We start from the raw sequence: 14,536 nt of genomic DNA, 5'->3' as shown, positions 1-14,536 counted from the left end.
CCCCACCGCCGCCCGCCACCTGGAGCAGCCCGACATCCCGCCGGCGCTGCGCGGGGCGGTCGAGAAGTCTCTTTATCGGATTCGGGATTATCGGTCTTCCAACCCGGCCCAGGGCTTCGACGCCACCTTCACCGACGCTGGCTTGCACCTGGCGGCGCGCGGGCCCTCGGCCGGCTCCTGGCAGTGGCGCATGAGCCTGCGCGGCTACGGCTACGGCGAGCAGATCCAGCCAGTGGCGGCGGCCGAGCGGGTCGTCCGTGACAACCGCATCGAGTACCTGCGCGGGCCTCTGACCGAGTGGTACGTCAACGAGCGCCAGGGTCTCGAGCAAAGCTTCACGCTGGCGGCGCCGCCGGCGGGGAGTGTGTCGGGCGAAGCGCTGGTGCTCCGCCTGGGGGTGAGTGGGCCCCTGCGTGCCGTGCTCCAGGCCGACGGCGAGCAGGTGGCCTTCGTGGACGCGGACGGCGAGCGGGTGTTGAGCTACAGCAAGCTCGCCGCCTTCGATGCCAGGGGCCGCCGGTTGCCGGCCCGAATGCGCCTCGCCCGGGACGAAGTGCGACTGGAGGTGGATGACCGCGGCGCGGCCTACCCGGTGACCATCGACCTGCTTATCGCCACCGAGCAGGCGAAGCTCACCGCCAGCGACGCGGGGGCCGAAAGTTACTTCGGCTTCTCGGTGGCGCTCAGCGGCGACACCGCCGTCGTCGGCGCTCCTTTCCACGACACGGCGGCGGGCGAGAGCGTCGGCTCGGTCTACGTCTTCGTGCGCAGCGGCACGACGTGGAGCGAACAGGCGAAGCTCACCGCCAGCGACGCGGGGGCCGGGAATGCCTTCGGCTTCTCGGTGTCGCTCAGCGGCGACACCGCCGTCATCGGCGCGCCTGGCCACGAAACGGCGACGGGCGTTACCGGCGCGGCCTACGTCTTCGTGCGCAGCGGCACGACGTGGAGCGAGCAGGCGGAACTCACCCCCAGCGACGCGGTGCTCAATGAGCAGTTCGGCTGGTCGGTGGTGCTCAGCGGCGACACCGCCGTCGTCAGCGCTGTCAGCGTTCCCGCCGACAACTCGAGTTCCGGCGCGGCCTACGTCTTCGTGCGCGGCGGCACGACGTGGAGCGAGCAGGCGAAGCTCACCGCCAGCGCCCCAGTGGCCGGTGAGCAATTCAGCTGGTCGGTGGCGCTCAGCGGCGACACCGCCCTCGTCGGCGCTCTTTACGCAGACACCGCTACCGGTACCGGCGCGGCCTACGTCTTCGTGCGCAGCGGCACGACGTGGAGCGAGCAGGCGAAGCTCACCGTCAGCGACGCGGTGGCCGGGCGCTACTTCGGCGAGTCGGTAGCGCTCAGCGGCGACACCGCCCTCGTCGGCGCTCGTAGCAACGTCTCGTATGCCGGCGCGGCCTACGTCTTCGTGCGCAGCGGCACGACGTGGAGCGAGCAGGCGAAGCTCACCGCCAACGACTCGGGGGCCAGCGATCTCTTCGGCTTCTCGGTGGCGCTCAGCGGCGACACCGCCCTCGTCGGCGCTCCTTTCGGCGACAACTCGATTGTCGGCGCGGCCTACGTCTTCGTGCGCAGCGGCACGACGTGGAGCAGGCAGGCGAAGCTCACCGTCAGCGACGCGACCAATGGCGAATCCGGCTGGTCGGTGGCGCTCAGCGGCGACACCGCCCTCGTCGGCGCTCGTAGCGAAGACACGGCGGCGGGCCCATCGGCCGGCTCGGCCCGCGTCTATGTGCTGGTCTCCGATGCCAATGCCGATCTGCAACTCAGCAAACAGGCCAGCCCTGCGTCGAAGGTGCTCACCGGCCAGAACGTGACCTATACCCTGACACTCACCAACAAGGGGCCGGCCACTGCCACGAACGTCGTCGTCACAGACAACTTGCCCGCCTCGACCCGCTTCGTCTCATGCTCCGCGGATCAGGGTGGAGTCTGTGGCGGAGCCGGCAGGGACCGCAGCATCCACTTCGCCTCCCTGGCTCCTTCCACGACGGCAACCATCACCCTCGTCGTGACCGTCAACTGCGACGTGGCCGACGGCACGAGCATCATCAACTCGGCCACCGTCAGCTCCGACACACCAGACGCCACTCCCACCAACAACTCGGCGACGGCGCTGACGCACGCCTCCAATCCGGCTCCTGTGGCGACCTCCTCGATCACCACTTCCTCACTCTGGCCCCCGAACAGCAAGCTGCTCAATGTCGGGCTCAGGGGCCGCGTGACCGACAACTGTCCTGGGGCCACTCTCAAGGTACTCGTGTTCGGCGACGAGGATGACCAGACCCCCACCAGCCCCGGCGTCGTCCATTCGCCGGACGCCAAGGACATCGCTCCGGGCACGCTGCGCTTGCGCGCGGAACGTGTGGTGAGTGGCAACGGGCGGGTCTATCTGATCATCCTCAAAGCCACTGACTCTGGAGGCAAGGTGGGAGTCAGTGTCCAAACCGTGGTCGTGCCCAGCAGCCAGTGCCCGGCGGACATGAACTCGGTCAACAACCAGGCGGCAGCGGCGAGGGCCTATGCGCTGGCCCACAACGGCAACCCGCCACCCGGTTATTTCGCCATCGGCGAGCCTGGCGCTCCAGTGATTGGCCCGAAACAGTGAGCAAGGCCAGCCTGAGACAGGACCACGTAAGGAGGGGCATCGCGATGCGGCGGGAATCGAACCCGCTGGAGGGGCGCACAAGCCAGGCCGGTTCCCCAAGGCGTCTTCACCGGAACGGGTGACACCCACGCATCCGGATGGTGTTTCCTCGGGATGGACATCCACTCCCCGGCTCGTACCCATTCGAATGGCGGCGGCAGCAGGCTCGCCGCGTTCTCCCTCATCCTGCTCCTCGGCCTGGCCGGCGCGGTCAGCGCTTGCGGTGATGACGACGACGACGTGCCCACGACGCTGCACGCTGACCTGCAGGTCATTCTCGAGGACGCCGTCACCAGGGGCGTGACTCCCGGCGTCGCCCTGGCCGTCGCCTCGAACGAAGGCCCGACGTGGCTGGGAGCCGCCGGTCTCGCGGATGTCGAGCAGAAGCTGCCCATGTCCGCGCAGCACCCCTTTCGCGCCGGCAGCATCCTCAAGAGCCTCGTCGCCACCGCCGTGCTGCAGGCCGTCGAACGGCGCACGCTCGCGCTGGACGACACCCTGGCGGAGCGACTGCCCGCGAGTATGACGGACCGGATCGCGAACGCGGAGACCATCACCGTGGCCATGCTGCTGGGTCACCGTTCGGGCATTCCGGAGTGGGTCACCGACGAGAAGATCCAGGCCATCGTGTCCAACCCGGAGCACGTCTGGACGGTCGACGAGATTCTGGGCGTCGCCGGAGCGCAGCCGCCGATGTTCGCTCCTGGCGCGATGTATGGCTATTCGAACACCAACTACGTGCTCCTCGGCGAAATCCTCTCGGCGGCTGAAGGTCGGAGCTGGCGCGAGCTCGTCCGTGAGCGGGTCATCAAGCGGGCCGGGCTCTCGCAGACGCATCTGCCCGAGCCGGGAGACCTGAGCTGCCCGACGCCCTGCGCGCGGGGGTACGTCCCATTCGACGAGGAGCTGGCGGACCTCACCGTCGTCGACCCTTCGATGGCCGGGGCTTCCGGTGGTCACGCCCTCGTGACCACCGTCTCCGACCTCATCACCTTCTGGCGACAGCTCCGCGCCGGTGCACTCTTCGAGCGCGCGGAGACCCTGGAGGCCATGCTCGCGTTCCAGTCGGCGCCCGAGCCCGAGTCACGGCTGATCGGATACGGACTCGGGGTGATGCAGATTGAGTCCAACGAGGCCGCCGCCGTCGGTCATCTGGGGACCACGGCGGGATACCAGAGCTTCATGCTCTACGTGCCCAAGACGGGCCGCTACGTCACGGGGGTCATGAACGTGATGGGGGACCTGGCCGCGGTGCTCGTGCCCATCCTGGACCGCGTGGCAAAGCCCTGAGCCTCCATCCGTCTCCTAACCGCCGGAGCATGCCCTGAAGCCGGGGACCTCCGTCCGATGGTCCCTGCTCGCTCCTGCCCAGCCCGTCCTGCGAGCGCACCCCGAAGGGCACGCGCCAACAACCGCACTGGCTCCGGGCCCGATATCTGCCAACGGCCGCTGGCTCTATCAATCCGCCTCGCACGGCAGGCCGGATTCTCCCCTCCTGCCGTTCTACCCGCAGCACGAAAGAGGCAGCTCAATGAGCCAGGAGCAGTTCTCCACGCAGGGGAAGCAGATGTTTGGTGAAGCCCTCAAGGTCCGCATCGCCGACGCTGTGCGCGAGCGCGTCGTGTCCGGACTGGAGGAGCGGATCGGCACGGAGATTCGTGAGCGCGTCGGCGACGCGGTCCGCAGCGCGTTGAGCGAGCGCGGGATGAACCTGCAGCAGGGTGACGGCGGCGGGCAGCCGTTCGACGCGGAGCAAATCGCCGAGGCCGTCCACAACCGCCTCACCGACGTCATCCGTGAGCGTGTCATCAGCGGCGTGCACGAGCGTGCCCGCGAGGTGCTCCGGGAGCGGCTGGGCGAGACCCTGCGCAGCGCCCTGGCCGAGAACTGGATGAGCATCCAGCAGGGGGCCGGGCAGTTCGACACCCACCGCATCGCCGAGCGCGTGCGCAACAGGCTCGAGGACGCCCTCCGCGACAGGCTCGGCTACGTCGTGCGCGAGCGCGTCCGCGACGCCCTGCGCGAGCGGCTGGGCGAGTCGCTGCGCTCCGCGATGATGGAGCGGAGGATGGGCATGGAGGGCTTCGCGCCGGTGGACCCCGAGCGCATCGCCGACGCCATCCGCACCCGGCTCGCCGACACCGTGTCCGAGCGGATCCACACCGTCGTGCGCGAGCGCGTCCGCGAGGCGCTGAAGGAGCACCTGGCGGAGACGCTGCGCTCCACGCTGTCCGAGCGCAGGATGCAGGGCTTCGGCCAGATCGACCCGGAGCGCATCGCCGACACCCTGCGGGAGCGCGTCGCGGACGGCATCCGCGAGCGCGTCCAGAGCGGCCTGCGCGAGCGCGTGCGCGACGCGCTGCGCGAGCGGCTGGGCGACGAGCTGCGCACCCGGCTGAGCGAGCGTGCCATGGGCGTCGCGGGCTTCCAGCCGCAGGGCATCGGCCAGATCGACCCGGAGCGCATCGCCGAGACGCTCCGTGCGCGCCTCGTCGACACCCTCCACGAGCGGCTGGCCAACAACCTCCGCGAGCACCTGAACGAGGCGCTGAGGGAGCGGCTGGGTGACGCCATCCGCGAGTCGATGGGCGCGATGGGCCCCACGATGCGCGGCGGGTTCGGTGAGCAGTCCACGGGCGGCTTCCAGTCGCAGGGTCCCGGCCAGGTCGACACCGAGAGCATCGTGGCCGCCGTTCGCGAGCGCGTGGGCGAGGACCTCCGCGAGCGCATGGCGGACGTCGTCCGCGAGCGCGTCAGCGAGGCGGTGCGCAAGGAGATGAAGAACGGCTCCGGGGCCCAGCACCTGGCCTGACGAGCACCGCGTCCGGGGCCAGGCAACGGCCCCACCAACGGAGGGCCCGGACTCCCGCTCCAGCGGCGGTCCGGGCCTCTCTTGCTTCGCGTCCCTCCCCGACGCGAAAGCGCGAAGCAGCTCGAAGCCATCCTCGGCGGTGTGCTACGGCGCAGCTGGACGCCCTCTTCACGGTGCCCCAGGATCATCCCTCCTGGACGTTGCGGCGCAGCGAACCCGGCCTCCGTTCGCTTGCGTCCGTCCGGAGCATCAGGGACAGAGCCGCTCGACCGACTTGATCCGCACCGCTCCGTCGACGTTCGGGTCGTTCGTCTGGTCGCCGATGGCGATGGTGCCGGTCGCCGTGAAGTTGTTCCGCGTGAGCTTCGCGACGCCGTCGATGCTCACCGTCGCCACCTTCGCTGCATCCACCGCAAGCTCGTAGACATGATACGCGCCGTCGGTCACCGAGAACGCCGCGGCCTGCGTGTCGTCCGCCCAGCCGATCGCCGCGCTGTCCAGGTAGATCATCTGCGAACGATCCGTGCTGTTGCCGAACGGCGACGTGAAGCTCCCCAGGATGGCCGCGCCGCTGTCCAATGAGTTGTGGGTGTTCGCCGATTCGACCTGCATCGTCACATGGAGCGTGAACGGCTTCGTTGCGTCGAACGCGTTCGCCCGGGTGATGAGCAGCTGCCCGCTCGTCCGCCCGCCGGAGTTCGTCGACGTCGCGAGGCGAACGTGGTCCGCGCCGTACGTGAGCGTGTTCGGCGCCTGCGCGACCGTCGCCCAGCCTTGCGCCGCGATGTCGGTGCCGCCGACCAGCAGGGGAACGCTCGCGCGCGCCGTCCAGGCCGTCGTCGACGTCGCCGGCACGCACGCCTCGCAGACGTTCGCCGGGTTCGGCGTACCCGCGGCGTAGACCTCGCCGCCGATGAAGCACTTCGGGCTGCACACGCCGGCCGAGCAAACCTGTCCCGGGTTGCACGACGTCCCGTCCGCGCGTTGCGTCCACGTGGTCGCGGACGTCGCCGGCATGCACTGTTCGCACGCATTCGCCGCGTTCACCGTCCCGGCGGTGACCTGCTGGTCGTTGATCTGACAGAGCGCGACGCAGACGGCGCCCTCACAGGCTTCGCCGGTCGCGCAGGCCTTGTCGCAACCACCGCAGTGCTTCGGGTCGCTCGCGGTGGTCACGCAGGAGTCGCCGCACAGCGTGGAGCCGGCGCTGTCGCACGTCAACGGCACGGACGCGTCGGGTTTATCGGTGGGGCGAGAGGGGGAATCTCCGCCGCAAGCAGCGACGAAACCGAGCACGACGAGGCAGCAGAGCACGCTAGAGCGAATGGAGAGCATGGAGCCCGCCACCTTACGCGACCCCACGCCCCGCGCGGCGATCATCCTCTGTGCGTTGCCACCGCCTCACGGCCCGCGAGGAGCACCTGACGCCGGGCTGACGCCCGTGCCCGCGTGCCAGCCGGTGCACACCGTGCAGCCCGCTGCACACGGAATGGCGTGGCTCCCGGAGGAGGCGGCCCCGGGCATGACGGTTGCTGTCAGGTGCGGCATGTCCATCCGCCCCCTGCTCCTCCTCTGCGTCCTCACGGCCTCCGTGGCCCGCGCCGATCCCGAGCTGCCCCGGGACGAGACCTGGCTCATGATTGGCCCCCTGTTCAGCGGCTCGACGCGTGAGGCGGAGTCGGGAGTGGGCCTGGAGGCGTCACTCAACCTCGCGGACGGCTTCCAGGCCCTGGGGGTGTTCGGCCAGGCGCAGTTGATGAAGGATTCGCATACCCGGCTGTGCGCCGGCGTCCAGGGCAGCTTCATGCTGCTGGGGCTGGAGCTGGGCGTGATGCACGAAACGGGAACCCGGGAGCACGTGGCCACGACGGGGCTCCATGTCGCGCCCTACTTCTCCTTCATCTTCGGCTCGGTGGGCGTGCGCCTGGGCATCCCGCTTTCCGCCGCGGAGGCCCCCCGGCCCCGGTATGGCGTGGAGGGGGCCCTCGTCCTGACCCTGAAGCTCCCCGTGCAACTGGGCCGGGACGCCGCCATTCCCATCTCCCACCGATGAGCCCGGAGGGAAGGAAGCCGCGGGTTTCCGCCTCGCTACTCCGGAACGGTGTCCGAGCAAACGTGGCAATCACCGCAGACAATGCGGTCGGGCTGAACTTCACACCACTTACAGCACAAGGTCACACCCGCTGCTTCGGGCGAAGCGTACGAGACACCTTCCGCAGCTTCCGAAGAGACGAACTCGGGCGACGCAACCCGGAGGGTATCGCCTTCAGGAGAAGTGGCGAGCCACGCATCGCCATCCCGTGAGAGACGATACCCGTCGTCAACAGCACCGCACCCAGCGAGACCTGCCACGACGACCATCATCCCCAAGAGACGCCGCATGTTCATCGGGTTACCCATGACATAGCCCGTCAGTCATTTGACGGGCGTCGAGCGTGACGCACGATACTTGCCCCGTCAATTCTACTTCACCCGACCCAGGACACGAGAGGAGGCGGAGCGAGCCCTGTCTGTGTTCAGCCCGACGCCGCTCAACCCCGCCTGAAATTCCGGTATCACTGTTATTTCAGCCCTCACGGCTTGACTGCGAGAGGAGCATGGCGCTACTCCCAGTGATTCCTCTCACCAGGAGCACCCGCCCATGCGCAACGTCCGACGTCCCCTGATGCTGCTACCGTGGTTGATATTGTCCGCCTGCAATCCGGAGTCGGAGCCCTCCACGGGAGAGGCCCCCGCCGATTCGACAGGCCAGACGTCCCGCCTGTTGCGAGCGGAGGTCCCCGTACCCGGGCAGTACGTGGTGGTGCTCGCGCCCCCGGCCCTGGGCGAGCCGGAGGGCGTGCCCGCGCTGGCGGAGGCGCTGGCATCGAAGCACGGTGGACAGGTGCTCCACGTGTACCAGAAGGCCTTGCGGGGCTTCTCGGTGCGCATGACGGAGGCCCAGGCGCTCGAGCTGGCCCGGGACCCGGCGGTGGCCTCCATCGAGGAGGATGCGGTGGTGCGCGACTCCCTCGTGCAGTCCTCGCCGAGCAACTGGGGACTGGACCGCATCGACCAGCGCACGCTGCCGCTCGACAACCAGTACACGTACTTCGGTACCGGGGCGGGCGTTCACACCTACCTCATCAGCACCGGCATCCGCACCACCCACACCGACCTGGGCGGCCGGGCCACGGCGGACTTCAACAACGTCCCGGACGGCATGGGCCACACCGACTGCAACGGCGTGGGCACCCACTGGGCCACCGTCATCGGAGGCAACACCTACGGCGTCGCCAAGGGCACGCGGCTGCACTCGGTGCGCGTGCTGGACTGCGGTGGCAGCGGCAACATCTCCAACATCCTCGCCGGCGTGGACTGGGTCACCCTCAATCACATCAAGCCGGCCGTGGCCCTGCTCAACCTCAACATGACGTCGGTCAACACCACGCTGGAGGCGGTGGTCCGCAACTCCATCGCCCAGGGCGTCACCTACGTGGGCACCGCCGGCATCCGGTCCGTGGACGCCTGCACCTCGTCGCCCGCGCGCATGCCCGAGCTCATCACCGTGGGATTCTCCAGGAACACCGACGCGGTGGCGCCCTTCTCCAACTTCGGCGGCTGCGTGGACCTGTTCGCGCCAGGAGATGGCATCACGGGCGGCTGGTACAGCAGCGACACCGCGACCAGCACCATCGGCGGCGGAGTGGGCGCGGCGGTCGCGACCGGGGCCGCCGCGCTCTGGCTGGAGGTGTTCCCCACGGCCACGCCCGCCTCGGTGTCATCGATGCTCACGAGCCATGCCACCACCGGTGCGCTCACCCCCACGCCCACGGCGCCAACGCCGGACCGCCTGCTGTACACGGGCTTCATCGGCTCGCGGCTGAGGGGAGGCACTCCGGTCAGCGGCATCCCCAACCGGTCAGGCGACATGCGCTTCTTCCGGCTCGACGTGCCGACGGGCACCACGCAGGTCACCTTCACCACCAGCGGCGGCACGGGTGACGTGGACCTCTACGTGCGGGCCGGCGTGCTGCCCACGCTCAGCGTCTATGACTGCGCGCCCTACCTGACCGGCAACGCGGAGACCTGCACCCTCAACTCACCGGCCGCGGGCCCCCTGTACGTCATGCTGCACGGCTTCGCGAGCTTCTCGGGCGTATCGCTGTCGACGACCGTCACGCCGTAGCGCGGAGAAGACAGCGCGCCGGGCAGCGGGCGGCATTGACTGGAACGAGATTCTAGAATCAGATTCTAGTCATGGAGAAGGAACGCCGGAGCGCGGTGGGAGAGCGGAGCCGCCGCGCCATCCTGGATGCCGCGCTCGAGTGCTTCACCCGGCTGGGGTGGGCGGCGACGACCATCGAGGACATCCGCGAGGTGAGCGGCGCCAGCGTGGGCAGCGTCTACCACCACTTCGGCGCGAAGGAGGGCATCGCGGTGGCCCTCTACATCGACTGCCTGCGCCAGCATCAGGAGGCGCTGCGCGGGCGCCTGGAGCGGGAGCGCGACGCGGAAGCCTTCGTGCGCGCGGTGGTGGTGCACCACATCGCCTGGTCGCGAGCCCACCCGGACGCCGCGCGCTATCTCATCCGGATGCGGCGGGACGAAGCCGTCTCGGCGGCGGAGCCGGAGGTCCAGGAGGCCACGGGAGACTTCGTGCGCGACGGCTACGCGCGGTTGAAGGAGTTCGCGAAGGAGGGACAGCTCCTCCGCCTTCCGACGACGGCGTACATGCCCCTGCTGCTGGGGCCCGCGCAGGAGCTGCTGCGCTCCTGGGCCACCGGCAGGGTGGAGCTGAAGGCGGGCATCGAGAAGGTCCTGGCCGACGCCGCCTGGAAGAGCCTGCGGCCCGAGTCACCCTCCGGGAGGTCATCATGAGGCTCGACGTCGAAACACCCTCCCCCGCCCCCGTGCGGGTCGAGGAGGTCCACATCCCCGCCAGGGACGGCCAGCCCCTGGCCGCGACGCTGTACCAGGGGAGCAGGAGCAACGGCGTCGCCCTTCAAATCAACGCAGGGACGGCGATTCCGCGCAGGTACTACGACGCCTTCGCGCGCTACCTCGCGGAACGGGGCTTTGAAGTCATCACCTACGACTACCGGGGCATGGGGGACTCGCGGATGGAGGCGGCGGCGCTCCGGGAAGCACGCTTCCAGGATTGGGGCGAGCGGGACGCGCCCGGCGTCACGGACTGGCTCGCCGCGCGCTTTCCGTCGCACCGGCTCGCGGTGGTGGGCCACTCCGCGGGAGGACAGATGCTGGGGCTCGCGGACACCGCGTCGCGCCCCCACGCGGTGCTGCTGATTGCCTCGCAGCATGGCTGGTGGAGGAACTGGCGGGGCCGCGAGTCGTGGCTGCTGGCGCTCATCTGGTACGTGGTGGCGCCCGTCTCGGTGGGGTTGATGGGCTACTTCCCGGGGAGGCTCGTCGGCATGGGAAACCTGCCGGCGGGCATCGCAAGGCAATGGGCCCGCTGGTGCCGCAACCCCCACTACGTGTCCGACGACCGGGGCGAACCCCTGAGGCCCTACAACGAACAACTCCGAGCGCCGCTGCGGGTCTACAGCTTCACGGACGACGAGTACGCGCCGGAGGCCGCGGTTCGAGGCCTGCTCGACTCCTACCCCCAGGCCCAGCGCGAGCACCTGCGCTTCACCCCGGCACAGCTCGGGGTGAAGCGCATCGGCCACTTCGGCTGGTTCCGCCCGACGATGCCCAGAGCGGCCTGGGACGAGGCGGCGGACTGGCTCGAACGGACGGCGCTGCGGTAGGCCACCTCCGGTTGGAGCCCTGTGGCCGCCCCACGGGTTGCCGGGTCTGGATAAGAGCCCGGGTTGTAATTTTACACCCGGGCGACCGGAGCCCCTCCATGCGCCTTCGCCGATTCGTTTCCCTCGTCCCCCTCCTGATGCTGGGAAGTGCCTGCGGTACCGAAACCGTTGATGACACCCTGCCGGCCACGCCGGGAGTGCAGGACAGCGCACTGGCGGCGAAGCCCGCCGCGGGAGAGGGCTTGCGCCGGCTTCAGGCGCAGCGTCCCGAGTTCTTCCGTGGCGCGGGGGAAGTGTCCTCCCGCCGCGTGCTGGTGGACTCGCAGGGCAAGGCGCATGAGCGCGTGACGCAGACCTTCAAGGGCGTCCCGGTCTTCGGCGCCGCGGCCATCCTCCACCTGGGCCAGGGCGACGCCGTCACCAGCGTGACGGACCGGCTCGTGCGCGACCTCAAGGTGGACACCACGCCCCGGCTCAAGGCGGACGAGGCCGCCCAGCGCGCCATCGCCTCGCTGGAGACCGGCAGCACGGTCGTTGGTACGCCCAGGGCGGACCTGCAGATCCTCGCGGACAGCCAGGCCACGCACCTGACGTGGCGGGTGCAGCTGGAGGTGGTGAAGGCGGACGGCGAGCCGTCGATGCCGAACCTCTTCATCGACGCGCACACGGGCGACGCCGTCCGCCAGTTCGACAACCTGCAGACGAGCCGCAACCGGAAGACGTACACGGCGAGCAACCGCACGAACCTCCCGGGCTCGCTGGTGCGCAGCGAGGGCCAGGGGCCCACGAGCGACGTCATCCTGAACCAGGCCCACGACAACGCGGGCTTCACGTATGACTTCTACGCCAGCGTGTTCGGGCGTGACAGCTACGACGGGCTGGGGACGAACCTCGTCTCGAGCGTGCACTACAGCAAGAACTACGTGAACGCGTTCTGGAACGGGACGCAGATGGTCTACGGCGACGGCGACGGCGTGCAGTCCACCGCGCTGACCGTGCTGGACGTCGTGGGCCACGAGCTCACGCACGCGGTCACCGACACGTCGTCGGAGCTCATCTACGCCAACGAGTCGGGCGCGCTCAACGAGGCCATGTCGGACATCTTCGGCGCCTCCATCGAGGCCTACCGGGATGGCGCCGTCACCGCGAACACCTGGAAGATTGGCGAGGAGTGCTGGACGCCCGCCACGGCCGGCGACGCCCTGCGCTACATGAACGACCCGGCCATCGCGGGTGACTACGACTACTACCCCACGCGCTACACGGGCACCTCCGACAGCGGCGGCGTGCACTGGAACTCGGGCATCGCGAACCTGGCCTTCCACCTGCTGGTCTCCGGCGGGACGCACCCGCGCGGCAAGACGACGAACGTGGTGACGGCGCTGGACGCGGTCAACCGCTACAACAGCATCATGAAGGGCGCGGCCATCTTCTACCGTGCGAACACCGTCTACCTGACGCCGGGCGCCACCTTCTCCGACGCGCGGGGCGCCACGGTGCAGGCCGCCACGGACCTGTACGGCGCCAGCGCCGCCGCGTCCGTCAACGAGGCGTGGACGGCGGTGGGTGTCGCCGCCCCGCCGGTGTGGACCGTCATCACCACGCTGAACAACGTGGGTGGCAGCCGCAACAGCAACACGAACTTCAGCTACGTCACGCCAGCCGGCGCGGCGGCGATGAAGTTCGAGCTCTCCGGCGGCACGGGTGACGCGGACATGTACGTGAAGTTCGGCAGCGCGCCGACCACCACGAGCTACGACTGCCGCTCCGCGGGTGCCAGCAACGACGAGTCCTGCACGCTCAACCCGGCGAAGCAGGGCACGTACTACGTGCTGATCCGCGGCTACACGGCCTACTCCGGCACGACCTTCAAGGTCAGCTCCGGACAGTAATTCACGGGTTTGCTGTCCCGTCCCACCGGCGCGGTCGCCACCCACTGGCGGCCGCGCCGGTTTCTTTTGTGCTACCCGACCGAGCGAACAGCCAGGTCTTCAGGGACTCAAAGCGCTTCCCTCCACGCTGGGGCTGGGACATCCTTTCTTTCAGGTTTCCCCAATTTTCCTGAGAGATGAATCATGTCTGAAACACCCAGCGCCCTGCGCTCCTGGCTCTCGCTCTGGCTGGTCGCGGGCGTGTTCGCGTCCTCCGCCCAGGCGGAGGCTCTGGCGTCCGCGACCGCCGTGGAGCAGGTGATTCCCGTCGTCGGCGCCGGGGCCGCCACGGGCAGCGCGTACTTCCCGCTGGAGGCGGCGTTCGATGATCAGCCCTCGCTCCACCCGCCCACCCAGGAGCGCTATCTCAGCACCGATGGCGGCCAGGGCGTCGGGCTCTATGGCGGGCGTCAGGCGTACATCGACTTCGGGCCCGACTTCGCCAACATCCAGATCACCGGCACCTGGACGCTCTGGAACCAGTGGGGCCGCACCTCGCAGGGGCCGCTGACCTACTGGTGGTCGAACTCCCGCGACAACCTCTTCAACAACGACGACGTCGCGGAGACCACCCCCGGCTTCGGCTTCATCACCCGGCTGCCACCCACCAACCCCACCAGCGACCACGCCTGGTCCCGCGACTACACCGGCACCGGCCTCGTGCCGAAGCGGCGCTACCTGCTCGTGTCCGCGCCCGTGACCAACACCAACGGCGCCGTGGAGTTCGCCATCACCGGACGGCTGGGCGGGACGCCTCCGCGCGTCGTGCCGCCCCCCGCCTTCGGCGCGCTCACCCTGGTGGACGAGGTGAACTGCGGCAACCCCAATGACACGCATGCCTTCCAGCAGTTCCCCACCAACGGCAGCCGCGTCGAGACCGTGCTCGGCCGTGCCGTTCGCGTCCTTCCCAATGACACCCCGGGCCGCAAGTACTTCGCCTACCGACTGGGCGTGGGAAAGAACCTCGTCGCGGGCAAGGCCTACGTCCTCTCCGTCGAGTACCCGGACGACGTGCCCCGCACCGTCATCATCGCCAACAACGGCGCCGAGTACACCCGCGCCTTCCACACGGGCAACACCGTGGGCGACGCGCTGCACCCGCCCTACGTCCATCCCAACCCCGAATCACTCGAGCTTCCCCAGACCGGCGAATTCCAGACGTGGCAGACCCTGTTCCACCTCCACGACCGCTACCCTTCCATCAAGCGTCCCCGCGGCAACGAGCTTCCGCGCGACCTGACGCCCGCGGATGGCTTCTGGGTCGTCGTCGCGCAGTTCCGCCCGGAGGACGCACCGCTCTCCCGGGGCGCCGCCGTCGCGCGGATCCGCCTCTACGAAGCACCGGCCGCACCGTCCTACTACGCCCCCATCACCCTGCCCCCCACCGGCC

General features: G+C 69.3%; 10 protein-coding genes. 9 read left to right on the top strand and 1 reads right to left on the bottom strand.

Annotation, left to right across the window (positions count from 1 at the left end):
• The 3 genes from D7V93_RS21660 to D7V93_RS21650 form a co-directional block, all read left to right on the top strand.
• A partial coding sequence (locus D7V93_RS21660) for a CLIPPER-2 domain-containing protein (RefSeq protein ID WP_120645226.1) occupies window positions 1-2,611 on the top strand: 2,611 nt, incomplete at its 5' end.
• 153 nt (window positions 2,612-2,764) lie between these two features.
• On the top strand, window positions 2,765-3,940 hold the full coding sequence (locus D7V93_RS21655; RefSeq protein ID WP_120645225.1) for a serine hydrolase domain-containing protein: 1,176 nt from the start codon (window positions 2,765-2,767) through the stop codon (window positions 3,938-3,940).
• A 241-nt stretch (window positions 3,941-4,181) separates the two neighbouring features.
• Window positions 4,182-5,462 (top strand): hypothetical protein, encoded by a 1,281-nt coding sequence (locus D7V93_RS21650; RefSeq protein WP_120645224.1) that lies wholly within the window; start codon window positions 4,182-4,184, stop codon window positions 5,460-5,462.
• Window positions 5,463-5,711: 249 nt separating this feature from the next.
• On the opposite strand, the gene D7V93_RS21645 is transcribed toward D7V93_RS21650, so the two are convergent.
• A complete protein-coding gene (locus D7V93_RS21645) occupies window positions 5,712-6,797 on the bottom strand; it encodes a hypothetical protein (protein WP_120645227.1) in 1,086 nt (361 codons plus the stop codon).
• A gap of 187 nt (window positions 6,798-6,984) precedes the next feature.
• On the opposite strand from D7V93_RS21645, the gene D7V93_RS21640 reads away from it, so the two are divergent.
• From D7V93_RS21640 to D7V93_RS21615, 6 genes are all read left to right on the top strand, one after another.
• Entirely contained in the window at window positions 6,985-7,515 is a 531-nt protein-coding gene (locus D7V93_RS21640) for a hypothetical protein (RefSeq protein ID WP_244237424.1), read from the top strand.
• Between the two features lie 588 nt (window positions 7,516-8,103).
• On the top strand, window positions 8,104-9,630 hold the full coding sequence (locus D7V93_RS21635) for a S8 family serine peptidase (RefSeq protein WP_120645222.1): 1,527 nt from the start codon (window positions 8,104-8,106) through the stop codon (window positions 9,628-9,630).
• Between the two features lie 71 nt (window positions 9,631-9,701).
• On the top strand, window positions 9,702-10,322 hold the full coding sequence (locus D7V93_RS21630) for a TetR/AcrR family transcriptional regulator (protein WP_120645221.1): 621 nt from the start codon (window positions 9,702-9,704) through the stop codon (window positions 10,320-10,322).
• Entirely contained in the window at window positions 10,319-11,215 is an 897-nt protein-coding gene (locus tag D7V93_RS21625; RefSeq protein WP_120645220.1) for an alpha/beta hydrolase family protein, read from the top strand. The genes D7V93_RS21630 and D7V93_RS21625 overlap by 4 nt, the downstream gene beginning before the upstream one ends.
• Before the next feature lie 98 nt (window positions 11,216-11,313).
• On the top strand, window positions 11,314-13,107 hold the full coding sequence (locus D7V93_RS21620) for a M4 family metallopeptidase (RefSeq protein ID WP_120645219.1): 1,794 nt from the start codon (window positions 11,314-11,316) through the stop codon (window positions 13,105-13,107).
• Between the two features lie 183 nt (window positions 13,108-13,290).
• Window positions 13,291-14,536 (top strand): hypothetical protein (locus D7V93_RS21615; RefSeq protein WP_147451266.1); only part of this gene is annotated, 1,246 nt, incomplete at its 3' end.

The sequence above is a fragment of the Corallococcus llansteffanensis genome (assembly GCF_003612055.1).
In the GTDB taxonomy this organism is placed as follows: Bacteria; Myxococcota; Myxococcia; order Myxococcales; family Myxococcaceae; genus Corallococcus; species Corallococcus llansteffanensis.
Note: the sequence above shows the minus strand (reverse complement) of the source record. Positions and strands in the feature narration are given on the sequence as shown.